Source organism: Microbacterium sp. NPDC087665 (assembly GCF_044743285.1).
In the GTDB taxonomy this organism is placed as follows: Bacteria; Actinomycetota; Actinomycetes; order Actinomycetales; family Microbacteriaceae; genus Microbacterium.
In genome coordinates, this window is record NZ_JBIUWD010000006.1 from 1 (window position 1) to 12,887 (window position 12,887).

General features: G+C 68.8%; 12 protein-coding genes. 2 read left to right on the forward strand and 10 right to left on the reverse strand.

Features of this window, described 5'->3' with window-relative positions; all coding sequences use genetic code 11:
* The first annotated feature begins 426 nt into the window (after window positions 1-426).
* On the forward strand, window positions 427-1,731 hold the full coding sequence (locus ACIOSY_RS14050; RefSeq protein WP_400854309.1) for a CoA transferase: 1,305 nt from the start codon (window positions 427-429) through the stop codon (window positions 1,729-1,731).
* Here ACIOSY_RS14050 and ACIOSY_RS14055 read toward each other — a convergent pair.
* The 4 genes from ACIOSY_RS14055 to ACIOSY_RS14070 form a co-directional block, all read right to left on the reverse strand.
* Entirely contained in the window at window positions 1,716-2,510 is a 795-nt protein-coding gene (locus ACIOSY_RS14055) for a DUF4184 family protein (protein ID WP_400854311.1), read from the reverse strand. The genes ACIOSY_RS14050 and ACIOSY_RS14055 overlap by 16 nt on opposite strands.
* 70 nt (window positions 2,511-2,580) lie before the next feature.
* Window positions 2,581-3,882, reverse strand: coding sequence for a tyrosine--tRNA ligase (gene tyrS, locus ACIOSY_RS14060; RefSeq protein WP_400854313.1), 1,302 nt, complete (start codon window positions 3,880-3,882; stop codon window positions 2,581-2,583).
* A gap of 28 nt (window positions 3,883-3,910) precedes the next feature.
* Window positions 3,911-4,726, reverse strand: a complete 816-nt coding sequence (locus ACIOSY_RS14065; RefSeq protein ID WP_400854315.1) for a hypothetical protein — start codon at window positions 4,724-4,726, stop codon at window positions 3,911-3,913.
* On the reverse strand, window positions 4,723-5,367 hold the full coding sequence (locus ACIOSY_RS14070) for a SatD family protein (RefSeq protein WP_400854317.1): 645 nt from the start codon (window positions 5,365-5,367) through the stop codon (window positions 4,723-4,725). The genes ACIOSY_RS14065 and ACIOSY_RS14070 overlap by 4 nt, the downstream gene beginning before the upstream one ends.
* 59 nt (window positions 5,368-5,426) lie before the next feature.
* Between ACIOSY_RS14070 and ACIOSY_RS14075 the strand changes: the two genes are divergently transcribed.
* Window positions 5,427-6,011, forward strand: a complete 585-nt coding sequence (locus tag ACIOSY_RS14075; protein WP_400854319.1) for a DUF1349 domain-containing protein — start codon at window positions 5,427-5,429, stop codon at window positions 6,009-6,011.
* Between the two features lie 69 nt (window positions 6,012-6,080).
* Here ACIOSY_RS14075 and argH read toward each other — a convergent pair whose 3' ends face one another.
* Genes argH through argC form a run of 6 tightly spaced genes read right to left on the reverse strand, consistent with a single transcriptional unit; the run spans window position 6,081 to window position 12,765 of the window.
* A complete protein-coding gene (argH, locus tag ACIOSY_RS14080; protein ID WP_400854321.1) occupies window positions 6,081-7,511 on the reverse strand; it encodes an argininosuccinate lyase in 1,431 nt (476 codons plus the stop codon).
* Window positions 7,508-8,464, reverse strand: a complete 957-nt coding sequence (argF, locus tag ACIOSY_RS14085; protein ID WP_400854323.1) for an ornithine carbamoyltransferase — start codon at window positions 8,462-8,464, stop codon at window positions 7,508-7,510. The genes argH and argF overlap by 4 nt, the downstream gene beginning before the upstream one ends.
* Window positions 8,461-9,666, reverse strand: coding sequence for an acetylornithine transaminase (locus tag ACIOSY_RS14090; protein WP_400854325.1), 1,206 nt, complete (start codon window positions 9,664-9,666; stop codon window positions 8,461-8,463). The genes argF and ACIOSY_RS14090 overlap by 4 nt, the downstream gene beginning before the upstream one ends.
* On the reverse strand, window positions 9,663-10,562 hold the full coding sequence (gene argB / locus ACIOSY_RS14095; protein WP_400854327.1) for an acetylglutamate kinase: 900 nt from the start codon (window positions 10,560-10,562) through the stop codon (window positions 9,663-9,665). The genes ACIOSY_RS14090 and argB overlap by 4 nt, the downstream gene beginning before the upstream one ends.
* The gene (argJ, locus tag ACIOSY_RS14100) at window positions 10,559-11,716 is read right to left on the reverse strand and encodes a bifunctional glutamate N-acetyltransferase/amino-acid acetyltransferase ArgJ (RefSeq protein ID WP_400854329.1); all 1,158 of its coding nucleotides are present in this window, start codon (window positions 11,714-11,716) and stop codon (window positions 10,559-10,561) included. The genes argB and argJ overlap by 4 nt, the downstream gene beginning before the upstream one ends.
* A complete protein-coding gene (gene argC / locus ACIOSY_RS14105) occupies window positions 11,713-12,765 on the reverse strand; it encodes an N-acetyl-gamma-glutamyl-phosphate reductase (protein WP_400854331.1) in 1,053 nt (350 codons plus the stop codon). The genes argJ and argC overlap by 4 nt, the downstream gene beginning before the upstream one ends.
* Window positions 12,766-12,887: the final 122 nt, after the last annotated feature.

A 12,887-nucleotide genomic window follows, 5' to 3' on the forward strand; every position in this document is an offset into this window, starting at 1 on the left:
ATTTGACAAGTGCACGCTGTTGAGTTCTCAAGGATCGGATGCTCCCACGACCCAGTCATCACAACCAGGCCCGCAGGGCAACTTCTCTATCTTACCCATCTCATCTTGCTTGTCAAGTCGGCGTGTCGCGAATCTTAGATCCGCTGCACAGCTGAACAAGCTGTAGAAGAGGTGGATCTCCCATCCTAGACGCAAGCGCCTGATCTCTCAAGAGAGAGGATCGGGAGTGGTTCTCCGCTTGAGGGGGGTGAAGCTCTGGGCTTCTCCGCTTCCCTGTGGGGCGAACAAGTAATAAGTTACGTGGATTCCGGGGTTCTGGCAAATCGGGGCGCACCCCCCGGGCGTGTCGGTGCGGGTATTGACGCGCTTTCCGCCGGGTCAGAGGTGATTTCCGGCCGCATGCGGCCCGAGAGTACGATCGGCGGCATGTCGTCGCCGTTGCTCTCCCGCGTCTTCTCCGAGCTGGGCTCCCCCGATCTCGCACTCCGCGCACAGGCTCTTGCGCCTCCCTCGGTCCTCCTCCCCTCCCGACTCTCGACGGGTCATCTGGCCTGGGCGAGCGTCGCCGCAGCGACGCTGCTCTCCTCCCCCGCTCCTGTGGAGTCGATCGATCCCGACCGGATCGCCGTCGCCTACCGCAGCGATCGCGTGCTCACCATCGACGGCACCGCGCCCCCGGTGTGGGCTCCCCTGTCGGGCTTCTGGCAGACCTCGGACGGATGGATCCGCACACACGGCAACTACCCGCATCACGCCGCCCGTCTCCTCGTCGGCCTCGGGCTCGCGAGCTCCGCCACTCCAGAGACCGTCGGTCGCGCCCTCGCCGAGTGTCGATCGAGCGAAGCGGTCGCGTCGGTGTCCGCTGCAGGAGGTCTCGCCGTCGAGGTGCGCGACGAGCATCCGAGCGTGGATACGGAGCTGCGCGGCACGCCCCTCCTCCACGTCGTGCGTCGGGATGTCTCGGTCGCTCCGCGCTCGAGGCGAACAGGCGAGACCGAGAAGCCCCTGCACGGTGTGCGGGTGCTCGATCTCACCCGGGTCATCGCCGGTCCCGTGGCCACGCGCACCCTCGCGCTCTGGGGTGCCGATGTGCTTCGCATCGACCCCCGGAATCTGCTCGAACCCGAGTGGCAGCACCTCGACACGGGTCATGGGAAACGCTCCGCGCTGCTCAACGCGCGCTCCCCCCGGATGGAGGAACTGCTCACCGGCGCCGACGTGGTCGTTCTCGGCTACCGGCCTGCGGCGCTCGAGCGTCTCGGACTCGATGCAGATGCTCTGGCGCTGCGTCATCCGCATCTGCTCGTCGCCCAGCTCAGCGCTTGGGGGCTCGACGACCCCGCACGTGCGGGGTTCGACAGTCTCGTGCAGGCGGAGTCGGGCATCGCGATGATCGAGTCCCCGGACGGTGATCGGCCCGGGGCGCTTCCTGCTCAGGCGCTCGATCACAGCGCCGGCTATCTTCTGGCCGCAGCGATCCTCCGCACTCTGGAGCGCCGCAAGGCCGAAGGCGGGTCGTGGTTCGTGCACACCTCTCTGCGGCGTATCGCTGCCGAACTCCTCGGCATGCCTCGCGGCGACGACATTCCGAGCGAGGCTCCGATCGATGTCGCATCCCACACCGCACGATTCGTCGTCGGGGGACACACGCTCATCACGGCCCGTCCGGCGATTCCCGCGGTCGAGTACGCCGTGCCGCGCCCGTGGGGACGGGATCAGCCGCGCTGGTGAGGCCGGCGCGGAACCGTGACCGCGATGCAGAGCACGAGAGTGCCCACTCCCCACAGCGCGCACGCCGGAGGGAGCACCCGGTAGGCGAGGTGCTGCACGGTGAAGTCCTCCGACAGCGGGCCGAAGATCGCCAGCCCGATGACCCAGGCGGCGATCAACACGAGGGGCAGCGACAACCACCACCCCACGCGCACCCCGCGCGGCACTCGGGGTGCGAACGTGAGACGCGGCTCGCTTCGCCGCAGCCAGAGGAGCACCCACACGCCGAGGATCACCAGACCGAGGATGCTCGATCCGTGCTGCAACCACTTGTAGCCGGTCAACGGACCCCACATGTCGTCGAGCGCCGGAATCAGCTCGACACCCCAGCGCCCCTCATGCGTGAAGAGATCCCAGACGATGTGGGAGAGCACCCCGAAGACCAGGGACACGGCCAGCAGGATCGGATAACGGCGGGGTCGTCCGGCGCCGAGCGCCTCACGCGCCGCGCCGACGCCACGGTGAGCCCACTCCCCCGGCAGCCGCCGGGCGATCCCGAGCGGTGCGAGCTCGGGTACGGCGGGACGCAGTACCGTGCGCCACACGAGGAACAACACCGCGGCGAGCAGTGCCGTCCAGACGACATTCCCGAAGGTGTGGGTGAACACGTAGTTCAGGCCCACCCCGCGGAGGAACAGCGGCAGGTCCGGCGTCATCGCACCGATCGCGATCGCCGCAGGAATCAACGGCGTGCGGATGAACGGCAGAGCGACGACAGCGTGACTGGGTGTGAACGGCATCCGTCCTCCTCGGTCTCAGTGCGCGTCGGTGACTGTGCGCATCGGGTGACGATCCGCGCCAGGCGGATGCTCAGGCGATGAAGACGCCGGCCAGGGTCTTCTTGCCCCGGCGGAGCACGGAGACTCCACCCGGGAGACCACCCTGCACCGTCGAACCCTCGTCTTCGACCCGCACGCCGTCGAGGGAGACGCCGCCCTGCGAGATCGCACGGCGCGCTTCGGACAGGCTCGACACCAGACCCGTCGAGACGAGGGCCTCGACCACCGGCGTGCCGGCAGCGACCGTCGCATTCGGCAACTCTTCGAGCGCCGTGCGCAGCGTCGCGGCATCGAGTGCCGTCAGGTCGCCCTGTCCGAACAGAGCGTCGGATGCGGCGATCACGGCTGCCGTCGCTTCGGCACCGTGGACCGTCACCCCCACCTCGAGCGCGAGACGCTTCTGCGCGGCGCGGCGGAACGGCTCCGCGGCGACCAACGCCTCGTACTCCTCGATCTCGGCCCGCCTGAGGAAGGTGAAGACCTTCAACCGCTCGATGACATCGGCGTCGGTCGTGCTCAGCCAGAACTGGTACATGCGGTACGGGCTGCACATCTCGGCATCGAGCCAGATCGCGTTGCCCTCGCTCTTGCCGAACTTGGTGCCGTCACTGTTGGTGATCAGCGGCGTGCCGATCGCATGGGCCGACGCTCCCTCGGAGCGACGGATGAGATCCGTGCCGCTGGTGAGGTTGCCCCACTGATCGGATCCGCCTGTCTGCAGCACGCAGTCGTACTGGCGGTACAGCTCGAGGAAGTCCATGCCCTGCAGGATCTGGTAGCTGAACTCGGTGTAGCTGATGCCCTCATCGGAGTTCAGGCGTGCCGCGACCGCGTCTTTCTTCAGCATCGTGCCCACGCGGTAGTGCTTGCCGATCTCACGCAGGAAGTCGATCGCCGACAGCGGTGCCGTCCAGTCGAGGTTGTTCACGATCCGTGCAGCGTTGTCGCCCTCGAAGCTCAGGTAGCGCTCCACCTGCGCCCGCAGTCGATCGACCCACTCGGCCACGGTCTCGGGCGTGTTCAGGGTGCGCTCGGCGGTGGGCCGGGGATCGCCGATAAGACCGGTCGACCCTCCAACGAGTCCGAGCGGCTTGTGGCCGGCGAGCTGGATGCGACGCAGCGTGAGCAGCTGCACGAGGTTGCCCAGGTGCAGGCTCGGAGCTGTCGGATCGAACCCGCAGTAATACGTGATGGGGTCTCCCGCGAGCAGGGCGCGCAGCGCCTCCTGGTCGGTGGACACATGGACGAGTCCACGCCACACCAGTTCGTCCCATACGTTCTCGAACGTGGAATCGATGGCCGGCGTCGCGGTCGTCAGAGCGGGTTCAGACACGCTCTCCAGGCTATCAGCGCATGGTCGGTCAGCTGTTCGCCGACCACCAGACCAGGAAGGCCGCTCCGAGAGCGATCACCCAGCTCACGAGACTGCCGACGAGGAAGTACTCGGCGCGCGCGCCGGTCTCCCCGTCTTTCGAGATCTCGGGGAAGCGGACGATGCCCTTCGCTGCGAGCATCGCCGCAAGGATCGGGTAGGCCGCCGCGAGCGTGAGCATCAGCACGAGAATGCGCTCGAGCGGTCCGATCAGTCGTCCGCCCTGGAACGCTCCGCGCCGATCGCGCGGCGCATCGGCCGCCGTCGTCGTGACCCCCGATGTCGACGCGGCGGTCTCGGATTCTCCGGTCGCCCCGGCGCTCTGCGGCGAGGTGTTCTGCGGCGGGGTGGCCAGCGCCTTCTCGGCCGGCCGCCAGGTGTGCTCGCCGTCGAGTGCCGCACGCACCACGAGGTTCGCGGATTCGAGGAGGAAGGCGGCCACACCGATCACGAGGATCGCGAGGTCGAACGAGACGATGCCGAATGGAGAGCGCAGGTGCCAGATCGCGCCGATCAGCCCGGTCTCCGTCCGGTCGCCCACGGCGACGACGGCCCCGACGCTGAGAACGGCGAGAACGACCGCGGGCCAGAACCCGGCGCGCGAGGGGCGATCGTCGGGCATGCACCACACCCAGATCGCTCCGGCCGCGAGGGCCGCGACCATCGGAAGGAGCGCATCGCTGACGCTGCCGAGCAACAGGAGCAGGATAGCGGCGACGAGGTACCCAACCCATCGGCGGGGGACGAACTGGCGCACGAGATCGGCCGCGCCGACCGCGAGAAGGACGAAACCGGCGAGGATCATGCGATGTCTCCGCGAAGAGCGGCGAGGCCGTCGAGGAGCGCCGGCGCACCGGCGCGTTTCAACGACTTCGAGACGCTGGGTTGCGTGATGCCCTCGAGCGCGGCCAGCTCCTGCTGGGAACGGCCGATGAGTCGGCCGTAGGCGAGCCGTCGCTCGCGCTCGTTCATCGCCCCGACCAGCTCGTCTCGGACGAGGAGGTAGGCGTTCGATGCGGCGATCGTCGTCTCCATGACGTCATTCTGCTCGGGGGCTCCGACAATCCACGACCGCGACCGCGGCACGGCACGTCGCTCGCGCTCGTGAGCGATCTCGATCGCGGCACGCGCCGCCCACCACCCGGGGCCGTCCGGCAGGGCGCCGTGCGCGGAGTCGACGTCGCGGACGTCTCCCACACCGAGACCGAAACGGAAGGCCACACCATCGGGAAGCGCCAGCTGGATCATCAGGATCGAGGTCATGGCATCTGCCAGGTCTCGATAGAGCCCCTGTTGCTCGTCGCCGACCGTCGGTGTCAAGGCCTGTACCGCGAGCGGCACATCGCCCTCGACGCGGGCGATGGTGTCGTCGAGCAGACGCTGCGCGGCTGTGCGATCGCGGAGCGCGCGCGATCCCACGATGTCGGCAATCACCGCGATGACCATGGCATAACCGTAACACGAATATTGTTCATTTATGCCCTGAATGGTTATAGTCTCGGAACATGCCCGATTCGCACATCATTCCGTGGACCGCCGGAACCTGGACCCATGCCCCTCTCTCGCAGAACGGCGAGACCGAACTGGACGTCACGGCCGTCGAAGGTAGCGACGCTTGGCGCCACACCGCCTACGGCTTCGTCCACGACACCGAGCACGCCCTCCTCGCTCCGCTCGCCGTGGGTGAGGCGATGGAGGTCACCTTCCGCGCTCCCTGGACCGGAGAGTTCGATCAGGCCGGCATCTACGTGGGCATCGACGACGAGCACTGGATGAAGGCCGGCGTCGAGTTCGCCGACGGGCATCTGGGCCTCGGCGCCGTGGTCACCGACATCCGCTCCGACTGGTCGGTGGGCTTCGTCGACGAATGGCTCGATGCCGAGATCACCGTTCGGGTGAGCAGATGGGCGGATGCCCTCATCGTGCGCGCCCGGGCCGACGACGGCGAATGGCGACTGGTCAGGGTCGCCCCGTTCGACGGCGACGCCGCCGCATCCGCCGGCCCCCACCTCGCCGCACCGACGCGCGCGGGCCTGACCGTGCGCTTCACGCGCTGGGTGCGCGACGCCGCCGACTCCGCTCTGCACTGAGCCCCAGAGCCCCAGAGCCCCAGAGCCCCAGAGCCCCAGAGCGGAGTCGATCAGACGCAGGACGGGCCGTCAGAGCCCGAGCGCGTGCGCGGCGGCCTGTGCGCGGGCCACGAGCTCGGCGCGCTGCTCCGCGACCCGGACGGGCGCGGTCCCGCCGACGCCGGTGCGGGAAGCCACCGAGCCCTCGATCGTGAGAACGGAGCGCACCTCGGGAGTCAGATGCGCCGAGACGCCCGCGAGGAGTTCATCGGAGGCATCCTCGAGACCGATCCCCTGCTCTTCGCAGGCGCGCACGAGCGCGCCCGAGATCTCGTGCGCGTCGCGGAACGGCACCCGCTGCTTGACCAGCCACTCGGCCACATCCGTCGCGAGCGAGAATCCCTGGGGCGCGAGCTCCGCCATCCGGGCGGTGTCGAAGCGCAGCGTCGCGACCATGCCCGCGAAAGCCGGCAGCACCACCTCGAGCGTGCGCACCGAATCGAACACCGGCTCCTTGTCTTCCTGCAGGTCGCGGTTGTACGCCAGCGGAAGACCCTTGAGAGTAGCCATCAGGCCGGACAGATTGCCGATGAGGCGGCCCGACTTGCCGCGAGCCAGCTCCGCGATGTCGGGATTCTTCTTCTGCGGCATGATGCTCGAGCCGGTCGAGTAGCCGTCGTCGAGGGTGACGAATCCAAACTCCCGTGTGTTCCAGAGGATGATCTCCTCGGAGAGCCGCGAGATGTCGACACCGATCATCGCGGTAACGAAGGCGAACTCCGCCACCACATCGCGCGCAGCGGTGCCGTCGAGAGAATTCTCCGACGGGCGGTCGAGACCGAGCTCGGAGGCGACCAAAGCCGGGTCCAGTCCCAGGGTCGACCCCGCGAGCGCTCCCCCGCCGTAGGGCGAGACGCCTGCGCGCCGACGCCAGTCGACGAGACGCTCGAGTTCCCGGACGAGCGGCCAGCCGTGAGCCTGCAGGTGATGTGCGAGCAGCACCGGCTGCGCGTGCTGCAGATGCGTGCGGCCGGGCAGGATGGCCTCGGGGTGGGCTTCGGCCTGGGACACCAGCGCATCGATGACGCGCAGGATGTCGCGGGCGATGACTCCGGCATGGTCGATCAGGTACATCCGCACGAGCGTGGCGATCTGATCGTTGCGGCTGCGGCCGGCGCGGAGGCGCCCGCCGAGTTCGGGACCGAGCTCGACGATCAACGCCTGCTCGAGCGCGCCGTGCACGTCTTCGTCCGTCGGCACCGGCAGCAACGTGCCGTCCGCGACCTTGCGTGCGACGGCATCCAGCCCCGCGTGCATGCGGGCCGCCTCGTCGGGCTCGAGGTAGCCGGCGGCCTCGAGAGCCTTGGCGTGCGCGTGAGAACCCGCGATGTCGTACGGAGCGAGGATCCAGTCGAAGTGGGTCGACCGGCTGAGCTCGACGAGCTCGGGCGACGGACCCGTCGCGAACCGCGCACCCCAGAGGGCGCCCTCGTTCGTGCCGTCGTGCGTGGCGTCGGTCATGCGTTCGCTCCTTCGAGGGCTGCGGCCTGTCCGTTCTGGCGGAGCAGCCAGACCAGCAGCGCCTTCTGCGCGTGCAGCCGGTTCTCGGCTTCGTCCCAGACCACGCTCTTCGGCCCGTCGATGACCTCGGAGTCCACCTCGTAGCCGCGGTCGGCGGGCAGGCAATGGATGAAGATCGCCTCGGGATCGGCGATCTCCATCGTCTCGGGCGTGACCTTGTACCCACCCAGATCGCGGATGCGGGCGAGCTTCTCCTCTTCCTTGCCCATCGACACCCAGGTGTCGGTCACGATGACATCGGCACCGGCCGCCGCCTCGACGGGGTCGGTGAAGAGCGTGATCGAGCCCCCGGTCTCGGCGGCACGACGATCCGCCGCCTCGACGACATCGGCGCGCGGCGAGTAGTCGGCGGGCGAGGCGATGCGCACGTGCATCCCGGCCGTGACACAGGCGAGCGCGTAGGAGTGCGCCATGTTGCTCTGGCCGTCGCCGAAGAAGGTCAGGGTGAGTCCCTCGAGCGCACCCTTGTGCTCACGGATCGTGAGCAGGTCGGCGAGCAGCTGACACGGGTGGAAGTCATCGGAGAGCGCATTGATCACGGGCACGCGGGTACCCGCCGACATCTCTTCGAGGCCGGACTGGGCGTACGTGCGCCAGACGATCGCGGCGACCTGACGCTCGAGGACGCGCGCGGTGTCGGACGGCGTCTCCTTGCCCCCGAGCTGGCTGCTCGCCGTCGAGATGATCAACGGCGATCCGCCGAGATCGGCGATGCCGACCGCGAACGAGACGCGGGTGCGCGTCGACGACTTGTCGAAGATCACCGCGACGGTCTGCGGGCCCGCCAGGCTCTTGTCGGCCCAGCGATCCTTCTTCAGCTCGATGGCGAGGTCGAGGATCTCGGCCTGTTCGGCGGGCGTCAGGTCGTCGTCGCGCAGCAGGTGGCGGGTCATGCGGATACCTTTCCGGGGTGGGATGCCTGGACGGCGGAGAGCGCAGCGGTGAACAGCTCGCGGAACTCGGCGATCTCGGCGTCGCCGATCGTGAGAGCGGGAGCGATGCGGACGGTCTCGGGGTTGGCGGCGTTGATGATGAGGCCCCGCTCCTGCGCGGCGGCCACGACGGCCCCGGCGACGGGCTCGGCGAGGGCGACGCCGATGAGCAAGCCGCGGCCGCGGACGGCCGAGATCAACGGCGAATCGATCCCGAGGATGACGTCGCGCAGCTCTTCTCCCCGGCGCGCCGAATTCTCGACGAGACCGGCGTCCTCGATCTCGGCGAGCACCGCATCGGCCACCGCCGTCGCCAGCGGGTTGCCGCCGAAGGTGGAGCCGTGCGATCCGGGCGTGAACAGGGCGCTGGCGGCTCCATAGGTGACGAGTGCACCGATCGGGAAGCCACCACCGATGCCCTTCGCCAGGGTGATGGCGTCGGGGGTGATGCCCTCGTGGCTGAACCCGAACCAGGCACCGGTGCGCCCGGCGCCCGTCTGGATCTCGTCGACGATCAGGAGCGCGCCATGGGCGAGCGTGAGCGAACGGGCCGCGGCGAGATACCCCTCGGGAAGCTCGACGACACCCGCCTCACCCTGGATCGGCTCGACGATGACGGCGGCGACGCGATCATCGATCGCCGCCTCGAGCGCCTCGATCGTCGCGGAGATGTGCTCGACTCCGCCGGGCATCGGCTCGAACGGCGCGCGCATCGACGGCTTCGCCGTCAGGGCGAGCGATCCCATGGTGCGTCCGTGGAAGCCGTTCTCGAGCGCGATGATGCGCGGGCGCTCGGTACCGCCGTGCAGACGGGCGAGCTTGAACGCCGCCTCATTGGCCTCGGCACCCGAGTTCGAGAAGAACACACGGCCGTCGATGCCCGCACCGGCGAGGCGCTTGAGCCGCGCGGCGAGCGCCAGCTGCGGGGGCGTCGCGAAGTAGTTGGAGACGTGCGCCAGTGTCGCCGCCTGGCGCGACACGGCCTCGACGAAGACGGGGTGCGCGTGGCCGAGGGAGGTGACGGCGATGCCCGCGAGGAAGTCCAGGTGGCGTCGGCCCTCGGAGTCCCACAGGTAGGAGCCTTCGCCGCGGGTGAGCAGCGCGAGGCGCTCCCCCGCGTTGAGTACGAGGTCACGCTCTGCGTCGTCCTGCCAGATGGTCATCCTGCCACCACTTCCGTTCCGATTCCTTTGCTGGTGAAGAGTTCGACGAGCACCGAGTGCGGCACCCGCCCGTCGATGATCGCCGCGGCGTCGACCCCGGCCTCGACGGCGTCGAGGCAGGCGCGCATCTTGGGGATCATCCCCGATTCGAGGCTCGGCAGCATCTCGGTGAGCGCCGACGAGGTGAGGTGCGAGACGAGGGAGTCGCGATTCGGCCAGTCCGCATACAGCCCGGGCACATCGGTGAGGATGACGAGCTTGCGCGCATCGAGCGCGATGGCGAGCGCTGCCGCCGCGGCATCCGCGTTGACGTTGAGCGACTGGCCGGGGTGATCGAGATCGGGGGCGATGCTCGACACCACGGGGATGCGTCCGGCCCGCAGATGGTCGATGACCGGGGTCGGATCGACCTGCACGACGTCGCCGACGCGGCCGAGATCGACCTCTTCCCCGTCGATCATGACGCCCCGACGGCGACCGCCGAAGAGACCGGCGTCTTCGCCGCTGAGTCCGGTGGCGATCGGGCCGTGCGAGTTGATCTTCGAGACGAGTTGCGGATTCACCTGTCCGGTGAGCACCATGCGCACGACACTGATCGCCTCGGTGTTGGTGACCCGGTACCCGCCCTTGAACTCGCTGGGGATCTCGAGCCGCCCGAGCATGTCGGAGATCTGGGGTCCGCCTCCGTGCACGACGACCGGCAGCACGCCGACGTAGCGCAGGTAGGCGATGTCCTGGGCGAACGCCTCCTGCAACTCGTCGGAGACCATGGCGTTGCCGCCGTACTTGACGACGACGATCTGGTCGCGGAACTTCTTCAACCAGGGAAGCGACTCGATGAGGGTCGCGGCCTTCTGCGCGGCGACCTCGGCGGGAGTGTCCTGAATGTCGGTCATGAGGCGTACGCGCTGTTCTCGTGGACGTAGTCGTGCGTGAGATCGTTCGTGAGGATGGTGGCGGATGCTTCGCCGCTGCGCAGATCGATGACGAGGTGCGTGGCACGCGGCGTGAGATCGACCTCCTCACGCGGGCGGTCGGGGCCACCGGCCGTGCACACGCGCACGCCGTTCATCCAGACGTCCACGTCGTAGGGGTCGAACTGCGCCGAGGTCGTGCCGATCGCGGCGAGCACACGACCCCAGTTCGGGTCGTTTCCGAAGATCGCCGCCTTGAAGAGGTTGTTGCGGGCGACGGAACGACCGACCTCGACGGCATCCTGCTCGGATGCCGCGTTCTGCACCTCGATCGTGATGTCGTGGCTCGCCCCCTCGGCGTCGCCCTGCAGCTTCACGGCGAGGACCTGGCAGAGCTCGGCGAGCGCCGCTCGGAACTCTTCGAGGTCGGGCTTGATCCCGCTTGCGCCGTTGGCGAGAAGCGTGACCTGGTCGTTGGTCGACATGCAGCCGTCGGAGTCGAGGCGATCGAAGGTGGTGCCGGTCGCGGCGCGCAGAGCGGCGTCGGCCTCGAGCGGTTCGAGGTCGGCGTCGGTGGTGAGCACCACGAGCATGGTCGCGAGACCGGGAGCGAGCATCCCTGCGCCCTTCGCCATGCCGCCGATGCTCCAGCCGTCGCGAGCGACGACCGCCGTCTTCGCGACGGTGTCGGTGGTCATGATGGCCTGTGCGGCGATATCGCCTCCGTCGGCGGACAGTGCGTCGATGGCCTGTTCGGTCCCCGCGAGCACTTTGGAGCGGAAGACCTCATCACCCGTGCCGATGAGCCCGGTTGAGCACACCAGCACGTCGCCGGCGCTCACTCCGAGGAGCTCCGCCGCCTTCTCGGCCGTCTGGTGGGTGGTCTGGAAGCCGAAGCTCCCGGTGAAGCAGTTCGCGCCCCCGGAGTTGAGGACGACCGCCTCGACCACGCGGTCAGCGATCACCTGCTGCGACCAGATGATCGGGTTGGCCTTGGCACGGTTGCTCGTGAACACCGCGGCGCCGACCTTGCGCGGCCCGCGGTTGACGACGACCGCGACATCGGGCTTGCCGGTGGACTTGAGGCCGACGGCGACGCCGGCCGCTTCGAAACCCTGGGGGGCGGTGACGCTCACGGGGCGACTCCGTTCACTGAGAGGGCGCGGTCCTCGGGGAGGCCGAGCGCGATGTTCATGGATTGGATGGCGGCGCCCGCCGTGCCCTTGACGAGGTTGTCGACCGCGGTGACGACGGTCACGCGGTTCGCCGCGCGGTCGATGGCGAGCCCGATGAGGGCGGTGTTGGCGCCGAGCACGTCGGCCGTGCGGGGGAAGCTCCCGGCGGGGAGCAGTTGGACGAAGGTCTCGTCGCCGTAGGCGTCTTCCCATGCCGCGCAGATCTCGGCATCCGACACCCCGGGCATGATCGGTGCGGTCGACGTGGCGAGGATTCCCCGCGACATCGGCACGAGCACCGGGGTGAAGGAGATGCGGATGCTCGCGGGCTCGGCACCGGCGGCCGCGGCGAGCGCCTGGCGGATCTCGGGGATGTGCCGGTGGGTCCCCCCGACCGCGTAGGGGTTCGCGGAGCCGAGGATCTCGCTCGCCAGCAGGTTCGTCTTCAGGCTCTTGCCGGCGCCGGACGGACCGACCGCGAGCACGGAGACGATGTCACCGGGATCGATCACACCGGCGGCGATTCCCGGGGCCAGGCTCAGGCTGACGGTGGAGGCGTTGCAACCCGGCGCCGCGATCCGTGTCGCCCCGCGCAGATTCGCGCGCTGCTTGCCGTCGCCGACGAGGAGCTCGGGGACTCCGTACGTCCACGGCTCGTGGAAGGCGCCTCCGTAGAACGCATCCCAGGCGTCCTGCGAGGTCAAGCGATGGTCGGCGCCGGCATCGATGATCAGCGGCACGTCACCGAGCGCATCGGTGTACTGGCCGGATTGCCCGTGCGGGAGGGCCAGGAAGACGATGTCGTGCCCGGCGAGGATCTCGGCAGTGGTGTCCTGCAGCGTCAGATGCGCGAGCGAGCGCAGGTGCGGCTGGTGGTCGACGAGCGGTTGTCCGGCGTTCGAATGAGCCGTGACGGTGCGGATCTCGATGTCGGGATGAGCGGCGAGGAGGCGCAGAATCTCGCCGCCCGCATAGCCGGATGCGCCGGAAACGGCGACGGTGTACGTCATGCTTCTACCTTAACGGTCGGGCCCTTCGACAGGGCTCAGGAGGGTGGCCGAGGCGGCGACGCCGGCACTCGACCGCCGGCAGGCAGGAGCGCAGGGTCGCCTAGAGTCGGCGGTCGGCCCGG

Excerpts from the sequence above, each read along its gene's own strand:
- argC (WP_400854331.1), bottom strand. The coding sequence starts at position 12,765 with ATGACGTACACCGTCGCCGTTTCCGGCGCATCCGGCTATGCGGGCGGC.
- ACIOSY_RS14075 (WP_400854319.1), top strand. The coding sequence starts at position 5,427 with ATGCCCGATTCGCACATCATTCCGTGGACCGCCGGAACCTGGACCCAT.
- argF (WP_400854323.1), bottom strand. The coding sequence starts at position 8,464 with ATGACCCGCCACCTGCTGCGCGACGACGACCTGACGCCCGCCGAACAG.
- ACIOSY_RS14065 (WP_400854315.1), bottom strand. The coding sequence starts at position 4,726 with ATGATCCTCGCCGGTTTCGTCCTTCTCGCGGTCGGCGCGGCCGATCTC.
- ACIOSY_RS14090 (WP_400854325.1), bottom strand. The coding sequence starts at position 9,666 with ATGACCATCTGGCAGGACGACGCAGAGCGTGACCTCGTACTCAACGCG.
- ACIOSY_RS14055 (WP_400854311.1), bottom strand. The coding sequence starts at position 2,510 with ATGCCGTTCACACCCAGTCACGCTGTCGTCGCTCTGCCGTTCATCCGC.
- ACIOSY_RS14050 (WP_400854309.1), top strand. The coding sequence starts at position 427 with ATGTCGTCGCCGTTGCTCTCCCGCGTCTTCTCCGAGCTGGGCTCCCCC.
- argH (WP_400854321.1), bottom strand. The coding sequence starts at position 7,511 with ATGACCGACGCCACGCACGACGGCACGAACGAGGGCGCCCTCTGGGGT.
- argB (WP_400854327.1), bottom strand. The coding sequence starts at position 10,562 with ATGACCGACATTCAGGACACTCCCGCCGAGGTCGCCGCGCAGAAGGCC.
- ACIOSY_RS14070 (WP_400854317.1), bottom strand. The coding sequence starts at position 5,367 with ATGGTCATCGCGGTGATTGCCGACATCGTGGGATCGCGCGCGCTCCGC.